Source organism: Flavobacterium anhuiense, from assembly GCF_004151235.1.
Lineage (GTDB): Bacteria > Bacteroidota > Bacteroidia > Flavobacteriales > Flavobacteriaceae > Flavobacterium > Flavobacterium anhuiense_A.
The window spans coordinates 66,996-84,207 of sequence record NZ_JUIV01000015.1; the positions used below are offsets into that span (position 1 = coordinate 66,996).

The following is a 17,212-nucleotide window of genomic DNA, read 5'->3' on the forward strand; positions in this document are numbered from 1 at the left end:
AACGCTATGAAGATATCTTCTAGAAAAAAACTTAAATCTATTTTATTTGTCCTTATTGCTTTATGCTTTATTACAAATACTGCATTTTCGCAAAACGACCAACGTTGGCAAATTAATACCGACGGTTCGATTTCTTGGCAAATAAACAATACAATTCCGCATGATGATCATATCGAAATGAGCGGTAAAAGAATCTCGTGCGTTCTGAGATATGGCGTTTCGGCAGATGGTTCTTTTCATGCAACCCGCAGCTTGGTTTGGCCAATGCTAAGAACCATTCCGAATAATACTCATGCGAGCTTAACACGTCAGTTTGCGCAGGATGCTTTTGATCTTGTTACTGTAAATTACAAACCAATTCCAGCAGAAAAAACAGTTTCATTAACGTTAAACGGAACCTTATTCGTCAAAAGCAAAACAGACAAACTTGAACTTACCAGACAGTTTTTTCCTTCTACAGCTTTGGCGGTTTATAACGAAATTTATACCATTAAAAACAGCTCTGATAAAAACTGCACTGTAGAAATTCCAAAATCGAATGCGGTTTATACCACAGATCCTGCAAAAGGAACTGAAGGCAGTTATGCAATACATGCAGATCTTATTAATAATGGAAGTTTTAATCTGAAACCAAATGAATCGGTTAGCTTTTCTGTTGTCTATTCAGGCGTAAAAGCAAACGAAACCGTTCCTGCTGTAAATGCTGAAGAAGAAAAAAACAAACGTTTAGAATTGATTAGCGAAATATGGAGTAAATTAATTTTGGAAACTCCCGATCAAGTTTTGAATACCGAATTTGCTTTCGCGAAAATCAGAGCGGCCGAAAGTATTTTTGAAACCAAAGGCGGACCAATGCACGGTCCGGGCGGAGAATCGTATTATGCCGCTATATGGGCAAATGATCAAGCAGAATATATCGGTCCATTTTTCCCATATTTAGGATACAAATATGGAAATGAAGCTTCCTTAAATGCCTATCTTCAATTTGCCAAATTCATGAATAAAGATTACAAACCTATTCCGAGTTCAATTGTGGCAGAAGGAACAGATATTTGGGCTGGCGCAGGAGATCGCGGAGATGGCGCTATGATTGCTTACGGAGCTGCTCGCTACGCGCTTTCGAGAGGAAATGCTGATGAAGCAAAACAATTATGGCCATTAATTGAATGGTGTTTAGAATATTGCCACAGAAAAATAAATGCTGACGGCGTAGTCGCTTCAGATTCTGATGAATTGGAAGGACGTCTTCCTGCAGGAAAAGCCAATCTTAATACTTCTTCTCTGTATTATGATGCATTAAATTCCGCCATTTATCTAGGTAAAGTTTTAGGGAAAAACGAAACGCAGCTGAAAGCATATAAAGCGGAAGCTGAAAAATTAAGAACTGCTATAGAAAAGTATTTTGGCGCTAAAGTAGAAGGTTTTGAAACCTATAAATATTATAAAGAAAATGATGTTTTAAGAGCTTGGATTTGCACCCCGCTTACCATGGGAATTTATGATAGAAAAGACGGAACTATAGATGCCTTATTTTCTTCTAGATTATGGACTAAAGATGGTTTAGCAAGTGTTGCCGGAGATAAAATATTCTGGGATCGTTCTACATTGTATGCTTTAAGAGGCGTACTTGCTGCTGGCGAAACAGACAAAGCGCTGGATTTCTTGCATTATTATTCTAACCGACGTTTATTGGGAGATCACGTGCCATATCCTGTAGAAGCATATCCAGAAGGCGATCAGCGTCATCTTTCGGCTGAAAGCGGTTTGTATTGCCGAATTTTTACAGAAGGATTATTTGGTATTCGCCCGACAGGTTTACACAGTTTCGATTTTACGCCAAGACTTCCTAAATCTTGGTCTACTATGAAACTAAAGCATATTCATGCATTTGAACGTGATTTTGATATTACAGTTGAAAGAGCCGGCAAAAATCTAAAGTTAAAAATAAATGATGGAAAAAAGCTAGCTATCAGTAAAGTTATTAAAGATGGCAACGCAATAAATATTAAGTTATAATTTTTTTTTTGAATTATTGTTTTTGAAACAAACCTCCAAGATATTTTGGAGGTTTGTTTTTTTATTTCAAAGCCTTAAACAATATTTCTACCGGATGCAATGCTTTTCTTCCTGTTCCATCAGCAATTTGATGTCTACAACTCGTTCCTGATGCAGAAATTAAAGTAACTGTTTCTTCTTTTCTAATTGTTGGAAATAATACCAATTCTCCAATTTTCATTGAAATATCATAATGTTCTTTTTCATAACCAAAAGAACCAGCCATGCCGCAACAGCCGCTTGGAATATTTAAAACAGTATAATTCTTAGGAAGAGAAAGTATCTTTTTCAGCGGAACCAAAGAAGACAAACTTTTCTGAAAACAATGTCCATGCATGCGAACTCTTTCTGTCTGTTCTGTAAAACTATCCGATATAATACGTCCAGTTTCTAATTCTTGAGCTAGAAATTCTTCTATCAAGAAAGTTCTTTTCGCTGCTGCTTTCGCTTTTTCTTTTAAATCTCCACGGCACAAATCAGGATATTCATCACGAAAAGAAAGTATCGCCGAAGGTTCAATTCCGATCAAAAAACCATCATTTGGAATCGCTTTTTCAAAATCTTTGATATTCTGTTCTGCAATTTCACGTGCTTCTTTCAACATTCCTTTCGAGAGATAGGTTCTCCCGCTTATTCCTATTTCAGGAACCAAAACTTTATACCCTAATCGATTCAAAAGTTTTACGGCCGTCTGCCCTATTTCTACGTCATAATAATTCAGGAATTCGTCATTATATAAATACACATTTCCATTAAAAAAACTACCTATCTGTTTATAGTTTTTTATCCATTTGACAAACGTAATTTTATGCATCAAAGGCAATTGTCTTTCTATAGTAAAACCGGTACTTTTTTTAATCCAATTTCCGAGAATTCCTTTGGTAGAAAAATTATACATCCACGGAACTGAAGCAAACAACTGATTTATTTTTGGCGTATTTCCAATAAGTTTCGATCTAAACTTAACACCGTTTTTATCATGATATTGCTGCAAAGTTTCAGCTTTCAATTTTGCCATATCTACGTTTGAAGGGCATTCAGACTTACATCCTTTACAGCTGAGGCATAAATCTAAAACATCCAGCAGATTTTCATCATCAAACCTATTAGGTTTTACTGAGTTTGTAATGGTCTCTCTCAGCATATTAGCACGCGCTCGAGTTGTATATTTTTCATCTCGGGTAGCCATATAACTTGGACACATTGTGCCGCCACTTTTCTCTGTTTTTCTGCAATCTCCAGATCCGTTGCACATTTCCGCGGCACGAAGTATTCCGTTGTGTTCCGAAAAATCAAAATAAGTTTCAGGCATGGGTGTATCTTGTCCGGCTGTATATCGCAGACTTGTATCCATTGGAGGCGTATTCACGATTTTCCCCGGATTAAAAACATCCCACGGATCCCAAACCTTTTTTATTTGAACAAATAATTGATAAATTTCATCTCCCAACATTAACGGAATAAATTCGCCTCGAAGTCTTCCGTCTCCATGTTCTCCGCTCAATGAACCTTTATATTTCTTTACCAAATGTGCTATATCGGTTGCAATAGTTCTAAAAAGTATAGTTCCTTCTTCGGTTTTTAAATCTATAATCGGACGCAAATGCAATTCTCCAGTTGCTGCGTGCGCGTAATGCACACAGTTTAGATTTCTCTTTTTTAGAATAGCATTAAAATCTTCAATAAAATCTGGCAGATCATTTACATCAACTGCTGTATCTTCAATTACTGCAACAGCTTTGGCATCACCGGGAATATTAGATAATAAGCCCAATCCTGCTTTTCTTAATGCCCAAACTTTATTGGTATCTTCACCGTAAACAATGGGGAAATGATATCCCAGATTTTTAGAACGCATCAAAGCTTCCATCTCTTTGGCAACGCCGTCTATTTCTTCTTGCGAATCTCTTAAAAATTCAACCGCTAAAATAGCTTGAGGATCACCTTTCACAAAAAAACGATTCTTGCTTTGTTCGATATTTTCTTTGGTGCATTCCAGAATATAATGGTCAATCAGCTCCACGCTATCTGGATTAAATTTCAGCGCTTCAATATTAGCTTTTAAAGATTCATGAATGCTTTCAAAATGAACACAAACCAAAGCTGAATAAGGTTTTAAGGTATCAACCAGATTCAGTTTTATGGCTGTAGAAAAAAACAGTGTTCCTTCAGATCCAGCAATTAGTTTACAAAAATTAAACTTTTCATCAGAACCATTAAACGGACTGCTGTCTGCCAATAAATCTAAAGCATATCCTGTATTTCTTCTCGGAATTGATTTCTTAGGAAAATTAGCTTCAAATAAATTTCGATTATTTTCAGATGATAATATTTCTTTGGCTTGAACATAAATGGCTTGCTCCAGCGGACTCACCACATTAATTCCGTTGCATTTATCTTCAAATTCTTTATTGGTCAAAGAGCCAAAGACAACCTCATTTCCATCTGCCAAAAAACCTTTTATTTCAAGTACGTGCTCTCGAGTTGATCCATACACAACAGATCGAGCTCCGCAAGCATTATTTCCCACCATTCCACCAATCATACAGCGATTACTGGTGGAAGTTTCTGGTCCAAAAAAAAGTTTATACGGTTTTAAATGCAAATTCAGTTCATCACGAATAACGCCAGGTTCTACCCAAACGGACTTTTCTTCCTGATTTACCGAAATAATTTTGGTGAATTCTTGTGAAATATCCACAACAATTCCGTTTCCAACCACTTGTCCAGCCAGCGAAGTTCCAGCTGCACGAGGAATGACACTGCTCTTGTTTTCCTTTGCAAAAGCAATAATTTTCTGAATATCTTCTTTAGTTTTCGGAATGGCTACAGCCAAAGGCATTTCTTTGTATGCGCTTGCATCTGTTGCGTACAGCAGACGCATGGTATGATCATAAAATAATTTGCCCTCTAATTTCTTTTCTAAACCTTCAAGTTTTGCAGAAATCTTTGGAAGGATATTATTATTCATTTTAGTATTTTATTATATCGGTGTCCTTTTATCCGAAAATGGATTAAAGTCAGTAATAATCTTTGTTTGGTGCTTTTTATTATTTTGAAAATACAATTCAGAAACCCAATGAAGATTTTGTCATTTCAACCGAAGGGAGAAATCACACAAGAAACTCCTCAATCAAAATCACCTATCTTTGTCGAATCCCTCGTGTGATTTCTCCCTTCGGTTGAAATGACAATATTGCGTTTATAATTCGCTTAATGCAATATCTAGCAACTCGACCATTTCATCAGCATTTTGTTTATTAAACGGCATTGGCGGTTTTATTTTTAAAACATTGTGCAAAGGTCCATCTGTGCTTAACAAATAGCCTTTTGCTTTCAGTTTTTCGACTACAATGTCTATCTCAGGAATAGCTGGTTCCATGGTAATTCTGTCTTTTACCATTTCTGCTCCAATAAATAATCCGTGTCCTCGAACATCACTGATAATAGGATATTTGTTCATCAATTCTTTTAGTTCATTCATCAGATAATTTCCTGTTTCCAATGCATGCTGCTGCATTTCTTCCTGCTCGATTACCTCTAAAACAGCCAATCCTGTAGCCATAGAAACAGGATTACCGCCAAAAGTATTAAAGTATTCCAAGCCATTATTGAAAGCCTCTGCAATCTCTTCGGTTACAATTACAGCCGCCAGCGGATGCCCGTTCCCGATTGGTTTTCCTAAAACAACAATATCTGGCACTACATTTTGCAATTCGAATCCCCAGAAATGATCGCCAATTCTTCCAAAACCAACTTGAACTTCATCTGCAATGCAAACTCCTCCTGCTGCACGAACATATTCATATACAGTTTTTAAATAGTTTTCTGGCAACGGAATCTGACCTCCAACTCCCAATAAAGTTTCACAGATAAAAACTGCTGGTGCTTTATCTTCTTTCTTTAAATCTTCGATAATTCGCTGTACATCTGCAGCATATTTTTCTCCTGCTTCTGCATCGCCATATTTATAAGGACCTCGATACAAATCTGGATTAATTGCTTTATGAATCCAAGGCATTTGACCAGAACCGCCTTTACTGTCAAATTTATACGGACTCATTTCCATTGCCACTGTCGAAGTTCCGTGATAAGCGTGATCGAGTACGATAATATCTTTTTGTTTGGTAAAATGACGGCTCATGCGAATCGCCAAATCATTGGCCTCGCTTCCAGAATTGACAAAATAACAAACGCTTAATTTCTCTGGTAAAGTTGCCGTCAACCTTTGCGCATAATCTGTTATGGCGTCATTCAAATATCTTGTGTTTGTATTTAAAGTCGCTATTTGATGCTGCATTTTTCTTACCACAACCGGGTGGCAATGTCCAACATGCGATGGATTGTTTACACAATCAACAAAAGTTCTTCCTTTGTCATCATATAAATATTGCAAAGCTCCTTTTACAATTTTTAATTTGTCTTTGTAGCCAATGCTTAAATTTCGTCCTATTTTCTGTTTTCTAATTTCAAGAAGTTCAGAATAATCATCATTATTGATTAATCCATCAAAACCGCATGCTTTTCTAAAAGTGTCTTGTGCTTTGATTGGGTTTATTTTTATCCATTTATACAACAAATCCCAAGCTGGTTTTTCGGTAACAAAATGATGTTCATTGCTACTGTCCAATGATGCATTATAAGCAGATTGTGTCACGCTGATGCAAAGCCTTCCTGCAATTAGATAATACAATAGATCTAATTCTTGTTCAGTAAGTGCATACGAATTATGATATCCTTTCACAATGGTTGCCACTACAGCTAATGGATCTTCTTCATCGAGAATCGCATACACACAAGCAATCGCTAGATTATTGATTAAAGCGGTGTAAACCATATCACCAAAATCGATCAATCCGCTAATTTGATTTCCTTTCACCAAAACATTATAATCATTGGCGTCATTGTGAATATAGGCATGTCTCAATCGATGCAACTGTGGCAGCACTTCTGTATCAAACTGCAATAAAAAATAACCCACAATACGTCTTCTTTCATGATTTAGAATATACTTTAAATTGTCTCCTGCTTCACTTGCACGGCTAATATCCCAAGTATAACTGCGATGCATTGCCGGATGAGAAAAATTCCCAAGCTCAGCATCCATATTGCCTAAAAACGAACCTAAATTATAATGCAGTTCGCTGTTTTTGTCCTTTTCGTCTACCCAAAAAGTTCCTTCCAGAAAGTTTAAAATTCGAATATGATAGGTTTTAGAATCTATTATAATATCAGTTAACTCCTCACCTCTTTTATTGCGACAAAAATGCTGAAAATAATCTGAAATATCACTTTGGGAAAGATGCCTCATAATGGCGGCCTGAGCCTCCAAAAATGGAAACGAATGATTTTCATTTGATACCTTTAGAATATATTTTTCGTTTTTATCATCGGACAAAAGAAAATTCAATTCATCGTATCCATTTAATGTTTTTACGGTTACATTTAATCCGTAATGCTCTTTTACTAAGTCCTGAATAACTGCTTCTGAAAAAATCATTGCTATTCTATTAAATTGTTTTTGTTTCTTTTTTTCAGCCACGAATTGCACGAATTTACACGAATTAAAGACTTTAAAAATTAGTCCAAATTTGTGTAATTCGTGGCAACTTTATTAAAAAAATATTCGTGGAAAACCTTATTTCCAAATAACAGCCTGAGCTGGTTCTAATGGATTTTTTCCCACCAATATTTTGCTTCCTGCAGGAATTGGCATATTTATGGTTTCATTGGTATAATTCACACCCACATAAAAACCATCACGCCATTCTACATATACGCCTTTTGGCAAATCTTCAATAGCAACTTTTGCACGTTCGTATACAGTTCGTACCAATTGCCTTTCCAGATTTCCATCTTTGCTTTCTGCTCCAATATAGGTAATGGTTCCTTTTCCAAGTTTTCTAGTAATCGCAGTTGCTTTACCTTTGTAAAATTGATCGGCATAAGAAGCTAAAACTTCCGTTCCTTGTTTCGGATTTAAAACATCTGCCCAAACATTCCATTTATAAGTATTGTTTCCAGCATCTATAGTTCCGTTTACATCTTCAACGAGCATATCAAAAAAATCGACATCTGCTCCAATCAAAGGCAAAATTGGACCGCTCCAATTAGCTTCGAAGAAATGACCGTTTTTATCCTTTTGACCAGTTCGGCACGAAAGGATTAAATTTCCGCCATTTTCAACATATTTCGTCCATTTGTCTACCAATTTTTGATCAATTAATTGATACGCTGGCGCAACGATAAACGGATAAGCAGAAAAATCGCTCTCTTCTGTGATAAAATCCATTGGCGCACCAGTCGATTTTACAGCTGAAGTATAGATGTTTCTATGTCTCCAAGTGCTCCAAAATTCGGTTTGTTTCTGGTTTTCTAAATCCCACAGATTTTCGTGACTCCATAAAAATCCCGTTTTTCTTTTTGCAATTTCCTGTGGAATTACTGCTTTTGGATTGTATTCTTTGCGAAGCAGTTTCATATCTTCAATTGACTGAACAAACTCTTTTCCGCCTGTTGTTAACGTCACGCCATCTGTACCCACAATTCCGTCATGATACATTTCGCTGCTTCCTAAAGGATGTCTGTATCGGTAAGTACAAGTAAAAGAACAGCCTCCGCCAAAAGCTTGAGAAATCCACATGTGAACTGTTCCTGGCAATAATTGTGGATTAATGCTCGCCCAGTTTACCTGTCCCGGCTGCATTTCCATTACTCCTGTAATGCCATTTATAGATCTATAGTAATCATTTGCTTCCGAAATTTTATTAGGATGTCCCATTCTGAAATTTTGTTCGCCTAAATTGTTTCTGCCACTTACAGGATACATTGTATAGGTTGCAAAATCCATTTTATCGGTTTTCCTTGGATCTGCTCCGTAAACTACATTGGTGTAATTTGTAGTAATCCATTGCTTTGGGTTGATATACTTTCGAAGGACTTCAGCCTGCAAATTCAAATATTCTGCTTGAGAATCAGCTGTGTATCGTTTAAAATCTAGAACAGCATGCGGACTTAGTTTGTCTTCAAAATAAATCTCTGCATTTGGAATCGCAATCTGCTCAAAATTATTGTATCTGATGCTCCAGAAACTCGCCACCCATTCCGCATTTAATTTTTCAATTGTTCCGTATTTTGCTTTTAGCCATTTCTGAAATCCTTTTTGTGCCGATGGACTAAAATCGTCTGGCGCACCAGGTTCGTTATCAACTTGCCAGCCTATAACGTTTTTATTATTGCCGTATCTTTTTCCGAGCTCGGTAACAATTTTGGCCACAAATTCTCTGTATTTTTCATTAGAAACAGATTGATTGGCTCTGTTGCCGTGTTCTCTGCGTCTTCCGCTTGCGTCTACCAAATAGATTTCAGGATATTTTTCTCCCATCCATGCTGGAGGAGTTGGCGTTGGTGTGCACATGATGACTTTCAAGCCTTGTTTTTCGGCAATTGCCAATGCGTCGTCCAGCCATTTAAAATCGTATTTTCCTTCTTCGGGTTCCATAAAAGTCCATGCAAACTCAGCGAAGTGCGTAAACTCAAATCCAAGTTTTTTAATGTTTTTTAAATCACGTTCCCATTGTTCTCTAGGCCATTGTTCGGGATAATAATAAACTCCAATCTGCATTAAATCGTGCTTGGAGAAAAAACGTTGCGGATCCTGTTTTTCTGAAATTGCTCCCTTTTTGTTCTGAGCAAAAACAGGTGTCAAATTGCAGTTTGCCATAAGCAATCCTGCTAATATAATTTTGGTTAAAGTTTTGTGGTTAGACATGTTAGTTTGTTGTTGTTGTTGTTGTTGTTGTTGTTGTTGTTGTTGTTGTTGTGGATTACCACTTAAAAGAATCTATAATTATTAAATTGAATTAAACACATAGAAACATAGTTTTATTTCTAAAAAAGATAAAGTGAAAGAAACTAGTTTCTAACACATAGCTATGTTTGCTTAAGAAAAGTGTAACGTCTTTCACCGCTACAATTATGAGTCTAGTAAACTATGTTTCTATGTGTTAAAAACCAACCTTTATTTATTTATCCTCTAAAAGCAGCATTAAATAATGCGAAGCCGACCAGCTGAAGTTGTAAGCTTCCAATCCTTTTCCGTTTACGGGCTGATAATTTTCTCTGATAGAAGTTCCTTTGTCCATAACGCCTTCAGCATTGTGCATCAATTTATATGCAAGTTGGTTTGCTTCTTTTGTGTAACCGTATTTTTCCAATCCGTTAATTCCGAAATAGCTTTGATCAAGCCAAATTGGCCCTCTCCAATATCCGTTATCTGGTTTAAACTTTGGGTGATTGGCTGCTAATGTTGGCAAAGGCACAAAAGTGTTCAAACTCGCTGGATCAACCATATTGTTTTTTGCTGATTGGGCTTGTTCGGCAGTAGCTACTTCTGCCCAAATCGGACAATATCCTTCGCATCCCATTGCTTTTATCAATGTTTTACCATCAATTGTGGTGTCATAAAACCAGCCTGTTGTCTCATCCCAAAATTGCTTTTGAATTTTAAGTTTTAATGAATCGCTTTCATTCGTCCATTTTTTAGCTTCATCATTTAATTTTAAAACTGATGCCATTTTACTGAGATAGTTTTTCTCAGCAAATAAGAACGAATTTAAATCAACGCTTTCCTGATCTAACGAATACGCTTTTTCTCCGTTTTTCAATATTTTGCTATCATCAAAACGTACGGCATTATCCATTCCGCTTTCCCATTTTGCTGCAATTACAGTTCCGTCTGTCGAACCAAATTCGCATAAACCATCTTGATCGTGATCGCGTTCTTTGTACCACCAATTGTGATATAAAGTCAACTTTGGGTAAAACTCTTTTATGAAATTATTATCTTTTGTTTTTTCATAAATTTTCCAAACAGCCCAAGCAGCAAGCGGTGCTTTTGTATTGCGATAATTATTTTCTTCAAGAAGATTGTTTCTGTAAACACAATCCGGAATAAAACCATTAGGATCCTGATAATCAAATAAAGCACGCATTTGATTTTTAGCTAATTCGGCATCATAATTGGCTACTGCTACAGCATGTTTCCAGCTGTCCCAAGCCCAGAAACCATGAAACCATTCGTAATTGTAACTCGGAAAAAGACCTCCATGTTTCAATCCTTCCGCAGCAATTCTGGTATTGTTTTGTAAGGTTAAAACCAATTTTGCAACCAAATCTGAATAACCCTGGTCTTTGTAAATACTTTTCTTTTTGGCAATAAGCTGTGACAATTGTTTTTCTTTTTCTTTTTGTGTGTTGTTTAACAGTGTAGTAAATACCGTTTTCTGTATCGTTTCGTTCTCCGTTTTCCAAGAATATTGAGAAAAAATAAAACTTTGAGAAACTACAATTTCTTTAGTTTCATTTGGTTTTAAAACCAGTTTTTCTGTTTGTGCCTTATATCCTTGCTTCGTAATTTCAATTTCTGGATTTGATTTTAGAAACTGAATGTAACCAACCGCGATACTTTTTGAAGAAACAATTTTTAAAGTATTTTTCTCATTCGATAATTGCAAATCATCTAAAAATAGAGACGCATTATAAAACGGAAAAAGCGTAATAGTCTTTGCCGTTTTATTGGTAATGCTTGTTCTTTGCAGAGCCGAGTGCCCAGATAAAAACACCAGTTGTTGTTTTACTTCTAATTTTTCATTTTTAAACTGCTGTTCTAAATGACTATTGTAACTGTTTTGCGCTAGCAATGAACTTTTCCAGTCGATAATATCTTGGCCTTTTTCGTCTTTTAATTGCAATGAAACAAAAGAAGAACTTAACCAAACGCCGTTTTGTTCGGTCATTAAAAAAGGCCCCGAAAATCCTGCTTGAACATTTGAAGCATCTAAAAATCCGAAGGCGAACCAAGCGCCTTTATCAGAAAACGCAAGAGATTTTCTGTCTGTAGCATTTACTGGATTTCCTTTAAAATTAATACTGTTTTTAGCTGATTCTAAAATGGGAAAGTCTTTTTGAGACCAGCCCGACGAGATGATGAAAAAGGATACAAGAATCAAAAAAAATTTCTTTTTGTACATGTTATTTCATTTTTGTGAAGTGTTTTTTATTTAAATATAGGACTTGTTCTTTTACTGGCAAAATTCATTTTACAAATGAAATTTTATGCCCTGAGATAATGCCACGCCAACACCATAATTGATTGTATTGGTTTGTCTTCTCATGTAAATTTTCCAAGCGTCAGAACCTGATTCTCTTCCGCCTCCAGTTTCTTTTTCACCTCCAAAAGCACCTCCAATTTCAGCGCCAGATGTTCCGATATTTACATTCGCAATTCCGCAGTCAGAACCTGCAACTGATAAAAACAATTCGGCTTCTCTTAAGTTGTTTGTCATAATTGCAGAGGATAATCCCTGCGCTACATTATTCTGAATTTCAATCGCATTTTCTACTGTTCCTGAATATTTCAACAGATACAATACAGGCGCAAAAGTTTCATGCTGTACAATTTCAAAAGAGTTGTCAGCTTCTGCAATTGCAGGTTTAACATAACAGCCGCTTTCGTATCCTTCTCCAAAAAGCACACCGCCTTCAACCAGAATTTTTCCTCCTTGCACGACAACCTTTTTCAAAGCTTCATTATACAATTCAACTGCTTGTTTGTCAATAAGAGGTCCGACATGATTTTTCTCGTCCAACGGATTTCCGATACGCAATTGTTTGTATGCTGAAACAAGAGCTTCTTTTACTTTATCATAAATACTTTCGTGAATAATCAAACGGCGTGTTGTAGTGCATCTTTGTCCCGCTGTTCCTACGGCGCCAAAAACGGCGCCAATAATAGTCATTTCCAAATCTGCATCGGGTGTTACAATGATGGCATTGTTTCCTCCTAATTCTAGTAATGATTTACCGAAACGTCCTGCAACTACCTGCGCAACAATTTTACCCATTCTAGTAGAACCTGTAGCAGAAATTAACGGAATACGTTTATCATTCGTCAGCAACTCACCTATTTTATAATCTCCTGTAATTAAACACGAAATTCCTTCTGGCAAATTATTTTCTTTTATAACCTCTGCCATAATATTTTGACAGGCAACGGCACAAAGCGGTGTTTTTTCAGATGGTTTCCAAACACAAACATCTCCGCAAACCCAAGCCAAAGCGGTATTCCAAGCCCAAACGGCTACTGGAAAATTAAATGCAGAAATAATTCCTACAACTCCTAAAGAATGATATTGTTCATACATTCTGTGTCCCGGTCTCTCAGAATGCATCGTTAAGCCGTGCAGCTGACGCGAAAGCCCAACCGCAAAATCGCAGATATCGATCATTTCCTGAACTTCTCCGTAGCCTTCCTGCAAAGATTTACCCATTTCGTATGAAACCAGTTTTCCTAACGCTTCTTTGTTCTTGCGTAATTTTTCACCAAACTGACGTACCATTTCGCCACGTTTTGGCGCAGGAATTAATCGGAATTGTTTAAAAGCTTCGTTAGCCGATTTCATCACTTTTTCATAATCACCTGCTGTTGATGTTTTAACCTTTCCAATCAATTTTCCGTCAACAGGAGAATAACTTTCTAGAATCTCTCCGCTTGAAAAATTATTCAATCCTGTTGAAGTTCCTTCATTTATGTCTTTTATATTTAATTCTTTTAAAGCTTCTTTTATTGTAGTTTCTAATTCTTCGATTGCCATTATGAACTTTTTAGTTGTGCGTTTTCTATTGACTGAATATTATATTGTTTTTTGAAGCTTTACATCGGTGCTTTCAAATATTTTATCTGCCGATGACGCCACAAAACCTTGATATAATTCTCCGTTTGACATTGGGTAACGCAAAGCAAATTCATAATAACATGATGGTACTTTTAATGTTCCTTCCTCAAAATCAACATCGTACAAATCTGCCAATGTGCTTGATTGTTCTAAAAGCTGCTCTGGAGTTCCTTTAATTTTTCCGCCAGATGCATTTAGTTCCCATCCGCTAGCTTCTAAGAAATTGTTTAATTCTTCTAAAGTTTTAAATCCTTTTAAAGCATTGGTATTGATTGTAAAGTGATTAGCTCTAAAACCGTACACATACATCCAAGCTGCATACTCAGATTCTTCTAATAATGATTTGTAAACTGCTTGCGAATTTCCTTTCCAAACAGCTCCACTTAAAACCAAATTAGGGTCGTTGAATACATTTTGATCACAGCTATCTAAAAGCTGCTGCACTGTTTCCTGTAATTCTTCAGAACATTTTTCTAATTCTAATTCAGAAATGAAAATTCTTGGCGCATTTTTATCTAATGCATTTTCGTAATGTTTAGCATATAATTTTTTCGTTTCAAAATAATATTCGCCTTTTGCTTCGTAGCCAACATTCAGGAAAGCTTTTTCTAAAACTTCAATATTGACACGTTTATCGTTGAAAGTACGAATTGCAATATGGTCGTTTAAAATTTCTTCACCTTTTTCTTCCAGTAATTCATGTATTTTTAAAGCTGATGGAGTAATCTCAATATATTGCTCCCAAAGTTTCGTAAGTAGTTGATTTTTATCCATTTTTAAGTTTGTTAAATAGTGTTATAATGACACAAATCTATAGATAATACTGTTATTATAACATTATAGATATACGATTATTTACAATTCGACACTTTGAACTCTTTTTTTTGTAATTTTGACACTTTGAAAACGAGTTTGACCGAAAGAATTGTCAAAATAATAGAATCCATAAACCAGCACAGCATATGGCAACGATTAAAAAGAATGAAAATATTGACTTTTTAGATAGAGAAATCATACAGAAACTAAGCGAAAACGGTAGAATTGCTTTTTCTGATTTGGCACGCGAATTAAACATTTCCAATTCGTTGGTACATTTAAGAGTTCGTAAACTGCAAGAAGCGGGAGTAATAACTGGATTCTCTGTAAAACTAGCTCCAAAAGAAGTTGGTTTTGAAACCATTACCTACACAGGAATTGTTACAAAAGAGGCTCATTTCTCCTATTCTATTGCAGAAAAACTTAAACAGATTCCCGAAGTGGTAGAATGCCATTGGGTTTCTGGAAATTATGCTTTATTCATTAAAATCGTAGCTGCCAATAATGAAGAACTTCGTAAAATATTATACGAGCAGATTCACCAAATTGAAGGCGTTGGAAGCACCGATTCTTTTTTCTCTTTTGGTTCTGCATTTGAGAAAAATCTTCCTGTATAAACCTAACTATTTTATTATCTTTTGATTACATATTCATACCAAGTTTGTTTTCCCAAATTATTATCTGGACACAGATTTATTCCCGTAGTAAATAACTTGTGGCGTATATCTTCTGGCTCTTTTAATTTTAATTTTTTAGTATTCTGAATGACTTGGAAATAAGTCTTGGCCATTTCTTCAAAATGAAGCACTTCTGGACCTCCGAAATCTTCCATTAAACCTTTTGGAGATTCTAATGCAAGAGAAGCCAATAACTCGGCAACTTCATGTACAGCTACAGATTGAAACCTCATTTTCGAAGGAATTGTTATGGAATTGCTTTCGGCATTTTGATCTAATCCCTTAATGATATTAAAAACAAAATCATGAAATTGAGTGGTTCTAAGAATGGTAAAAGGGATACTGCTTTTTGCAATGGCATTTTCTACTTCTAATTTTGCTTGATAATAAGGATAATCGCTTTTGTGAATTCCAACTATAGAAATATAAATAAAGTGTTTTATTGTATTTTTATCTGCTGCATCAAGCAAATTCTTAGTGCCATTTATATCTGTCTGCTGAGAATTCTTCGGATTGCTTGCACAATGAATAATGACCTCTACTCCTTTTGCAGCTTCTTTTAATCCAAGATTTTGAGCCAAATCTCCAGTAAAAAACTGCACATCATTTCGAACTTCACAATTTGCTTGAGTTGTTAATACTGCTGTTTGGAAACCTTTTTCTATTAATGCTCTAACAACATATTTTCCTAAATGTCCGTTTCCACCCGTAACTAATATCTTATTCATCTGCTTAGTATTTGAAGATACTATATTAGAAAAAAAACTTTTATTTCTCAAAAATGTTTCGGTATCATTATTTTGGTTTTGAAGAAGAACAAATCTGCCATTATTAACCGGTCTACCTAAAATATAAAAAGTGGTACATTTTGATGATACAGCAAAACGATACTTTTGAATAAAAATCATTAAAGCATATCAAATAAAATGAGCACGCAAATAAGACACGACTGGAAAAAAGAAGAAATTCAAGCAATCTACGATCAGCCTTTGTTAGAATTGGTTTATCAGGCTGCTACCGTACATAGAGAGTTTCATAAACCTTCAGAAATACAGGTTAGCACATTACTTTCTATAAAAACAGGCGGCTGTCCAGAAGACTGTTCTTACTGCGGACAAGCAGCACGTTACCATACCGATATTAAAGTTCAAGCACTACTTCCGACAGAAAAAGTATTAGAACATGCGCGAAAAGCAAAAGATGGCGGTTCTTCTCGTTTTTGTATGGCAGCCGCTTGGCGCGAAGTTCGTGATAACAAAGATTTTGACCGTGTTATTGAAATGGTAAAAGGTGTAAACGATCTTGGACTGGAAGTTTGCTGCACGCTCGGAATGCTTACCGAAGAACAAGCTGTACGTCTTCAAGAAGCGGGTCTGTATGCGTATAACCATAATTTGGACACTTCTGAAAGTTATTATGATGAAATAATCAGCACGCGTAAATTTGATCAGCGTTTGGATACGATTAACAACGTGAGAAAAGCAGGAATCACGGTTTGCTCGGGCGGAATCATTGGTCTTGGAGAATCTGACGGCGATAGAATTTCTATGCTTTTAACTTTAGCTACCATGCCCGTTCATCCAGAATCTGTTCCTGTAAATGCTTTGGCGAGAGTAAAAGGAACGCCTTTAGAAAACAACCCGAAAGTGCCTCTTTGGGATATGGTAAGAATGATTGCCACAGCGCGTATTGTTATGCCAGCCTCTATTGTCCGTTTAAGTGCCGGACGCATCGAAATGACCGAAGAAGAACAAGCTTGGTGCTTTATGGCAGGAGCCAATTCTATTTTTACGGGAGAACGCGAAACGTTATTGGTAACGCCAAATCCTGGATTGTCTGAAGATATGCAAATGTTTCAGAATCTTGGGCTTAAGCCTTTGGTTAAAGAAAGTAAAGGTAGTTGTTCAGTAATCTAAAAAGCAACTATAA

Annotated in this window: 10 protein-coding genes; 3 read left to right on the forward strand and 7 right to left on the reverse strand. The window is 36.1% G+C overall.

Going from position 1 to position 17,212, the window contains the following annotated elements; translation table 11 throughout:
* The first annotated feature begins 6 nt into the window (after positions 1-6).
* Positions 7-2,016 (forward strand): hypothetical protein, encoded by a 2,010-nt coding sequence (locus NU08_RS16725; protein WP_129748256.1) that lies wholly within the window; start codon positions 7-9, stop codon positions 2,014-2,016.
* Between the two features lie 61 nt (positions 2,017-2,077).
* Here NU08_RS16725 and NU08_RS16730 read toward each other — a convergent pair whose 3' ends face one another.
* The 6 genes from NU08_RS16730 to NU08_RS16755 form a co-directional block, all read right to left on the reverse strand.
* On the reverse strand, positions 2,078-5,026 hold the full coding sequence (locus NU08_RS16730; RefSeq protein ID WP_129748257.1) for an FAD-binding and (Fe-S)-binding domain-containing protein: 2,949 nt from the start codon (positions 5,024-5,026) through the stop codon (positions 2,078-2,080).
* A 231-nt stretch (positions 5,027-5,257) separates the two neighbouring features.
* Complete coding sequence (locus NU08_RS16735) at positions 5,258-7,555, reverse strand: aminotransferase class III-fold pyridoxal phosphate-dependent enzyme (protein WP_129748258.1); 2,298 nt, start codon at positions 7,553-7,555, stop codon at positions 5,258-5,260.
* A 138-nt stretch (positions 7,556-7,693) separates the two neighbouring features.
* On the reverse strand, positions 7,694-9,826 hold the full coding sequence (locus NU08_RS16740; RefSeq protein ID WP_129748259.1) for a beta-galactosidase: 2,133 nt from the start codon (positions 9,824-9,826) through the stop codon (positions 7,694-7,696).
* Positions 9,827-10,079: 253 nt separating this feature from the next.
* Complete coding sequence (locus NU08_RS16745; protein ID WP_242502580.1) at positions 10,080-12,065, reverse strand: MGH1-like glycoside hydrolase domain-containing protein; 1,986 nt, start codon at positions 12,063-12,065, stop codon at positions 10,080-10,082.
* Positions 12,066-12,155: 90 nt separating this feature from the next.
* Positions 12,156-13,709 (reverse strand): aldehyde dehydrogenase family protein, encoded by a 1,554-nt coding sequence (locus NU08_RS16750; RefSeq protein ID WP_129748261.1) that lies wholly within the window; start codon positions 13,707-13,709, stop codon positions 12,156-12,158.
* Between the two features lie 39 nt (positions 13,710-13,748).
* Entirely contained in the window at positions 13,749-14,564 is an 816-nt protein-coding gene (locus NU08_RS16755) for a DUF1338 domain-containing protein (protein ID WP_129748262.1), read from the reverse strand.
* 188 nt (positions 14,565-14,752) lie between these two features.
* Here NU08_RS16755 and NU08_RS16760 point away from each other — a divergent pair, with 188 nt between their 5' ends.
* Positions 14,753-15,223: an Lrp/AsnC family transcriptional regulator gene (locus NU08_RS16760; RefSeq protein ID WP_129748263.1), complete on the forward strand. Its 471-nt coding sequence runs from the start codon at positions 14,753-14,755 to the stop codon at positions 15,221-15,223.
* Positions 15,224-15,237: 14 nt separating this feature from the next.
* Here NU08_RS16760 and NU08_RS16765 read toward each other — a convergent pair whose 3' ends face one another.
* A complete protein-coding gene (locus NU08_RS16765) occupies positions 15,238-16,011 on the reverse strand; it encodes an SDR family oxidoreductase (RefSeq protein WP_165352472.1) in 774 nt (257 codons plus the stop codon).
* A 198-nt stretch (positions 16,012-16,209) separates the two neighbouring features.
* Here NU08_RS16765 and bioB point away from each other — a divergent pair, with 198 nt between their 5' ends.
* Positions 16,210-17,199, forward strand: a complete 990-nt coding sequence (gene bioB, locus NU08_RS16770) for a biotin synthase BioB (RefSeq protein ID WP_129748265.1) — start codon at positions 16,210-16,212, stop codon at positions 17,197-17,199.
* The last annotated feature ends 13 nt before the right edge of the window (positions 17,200-17,212 follow it).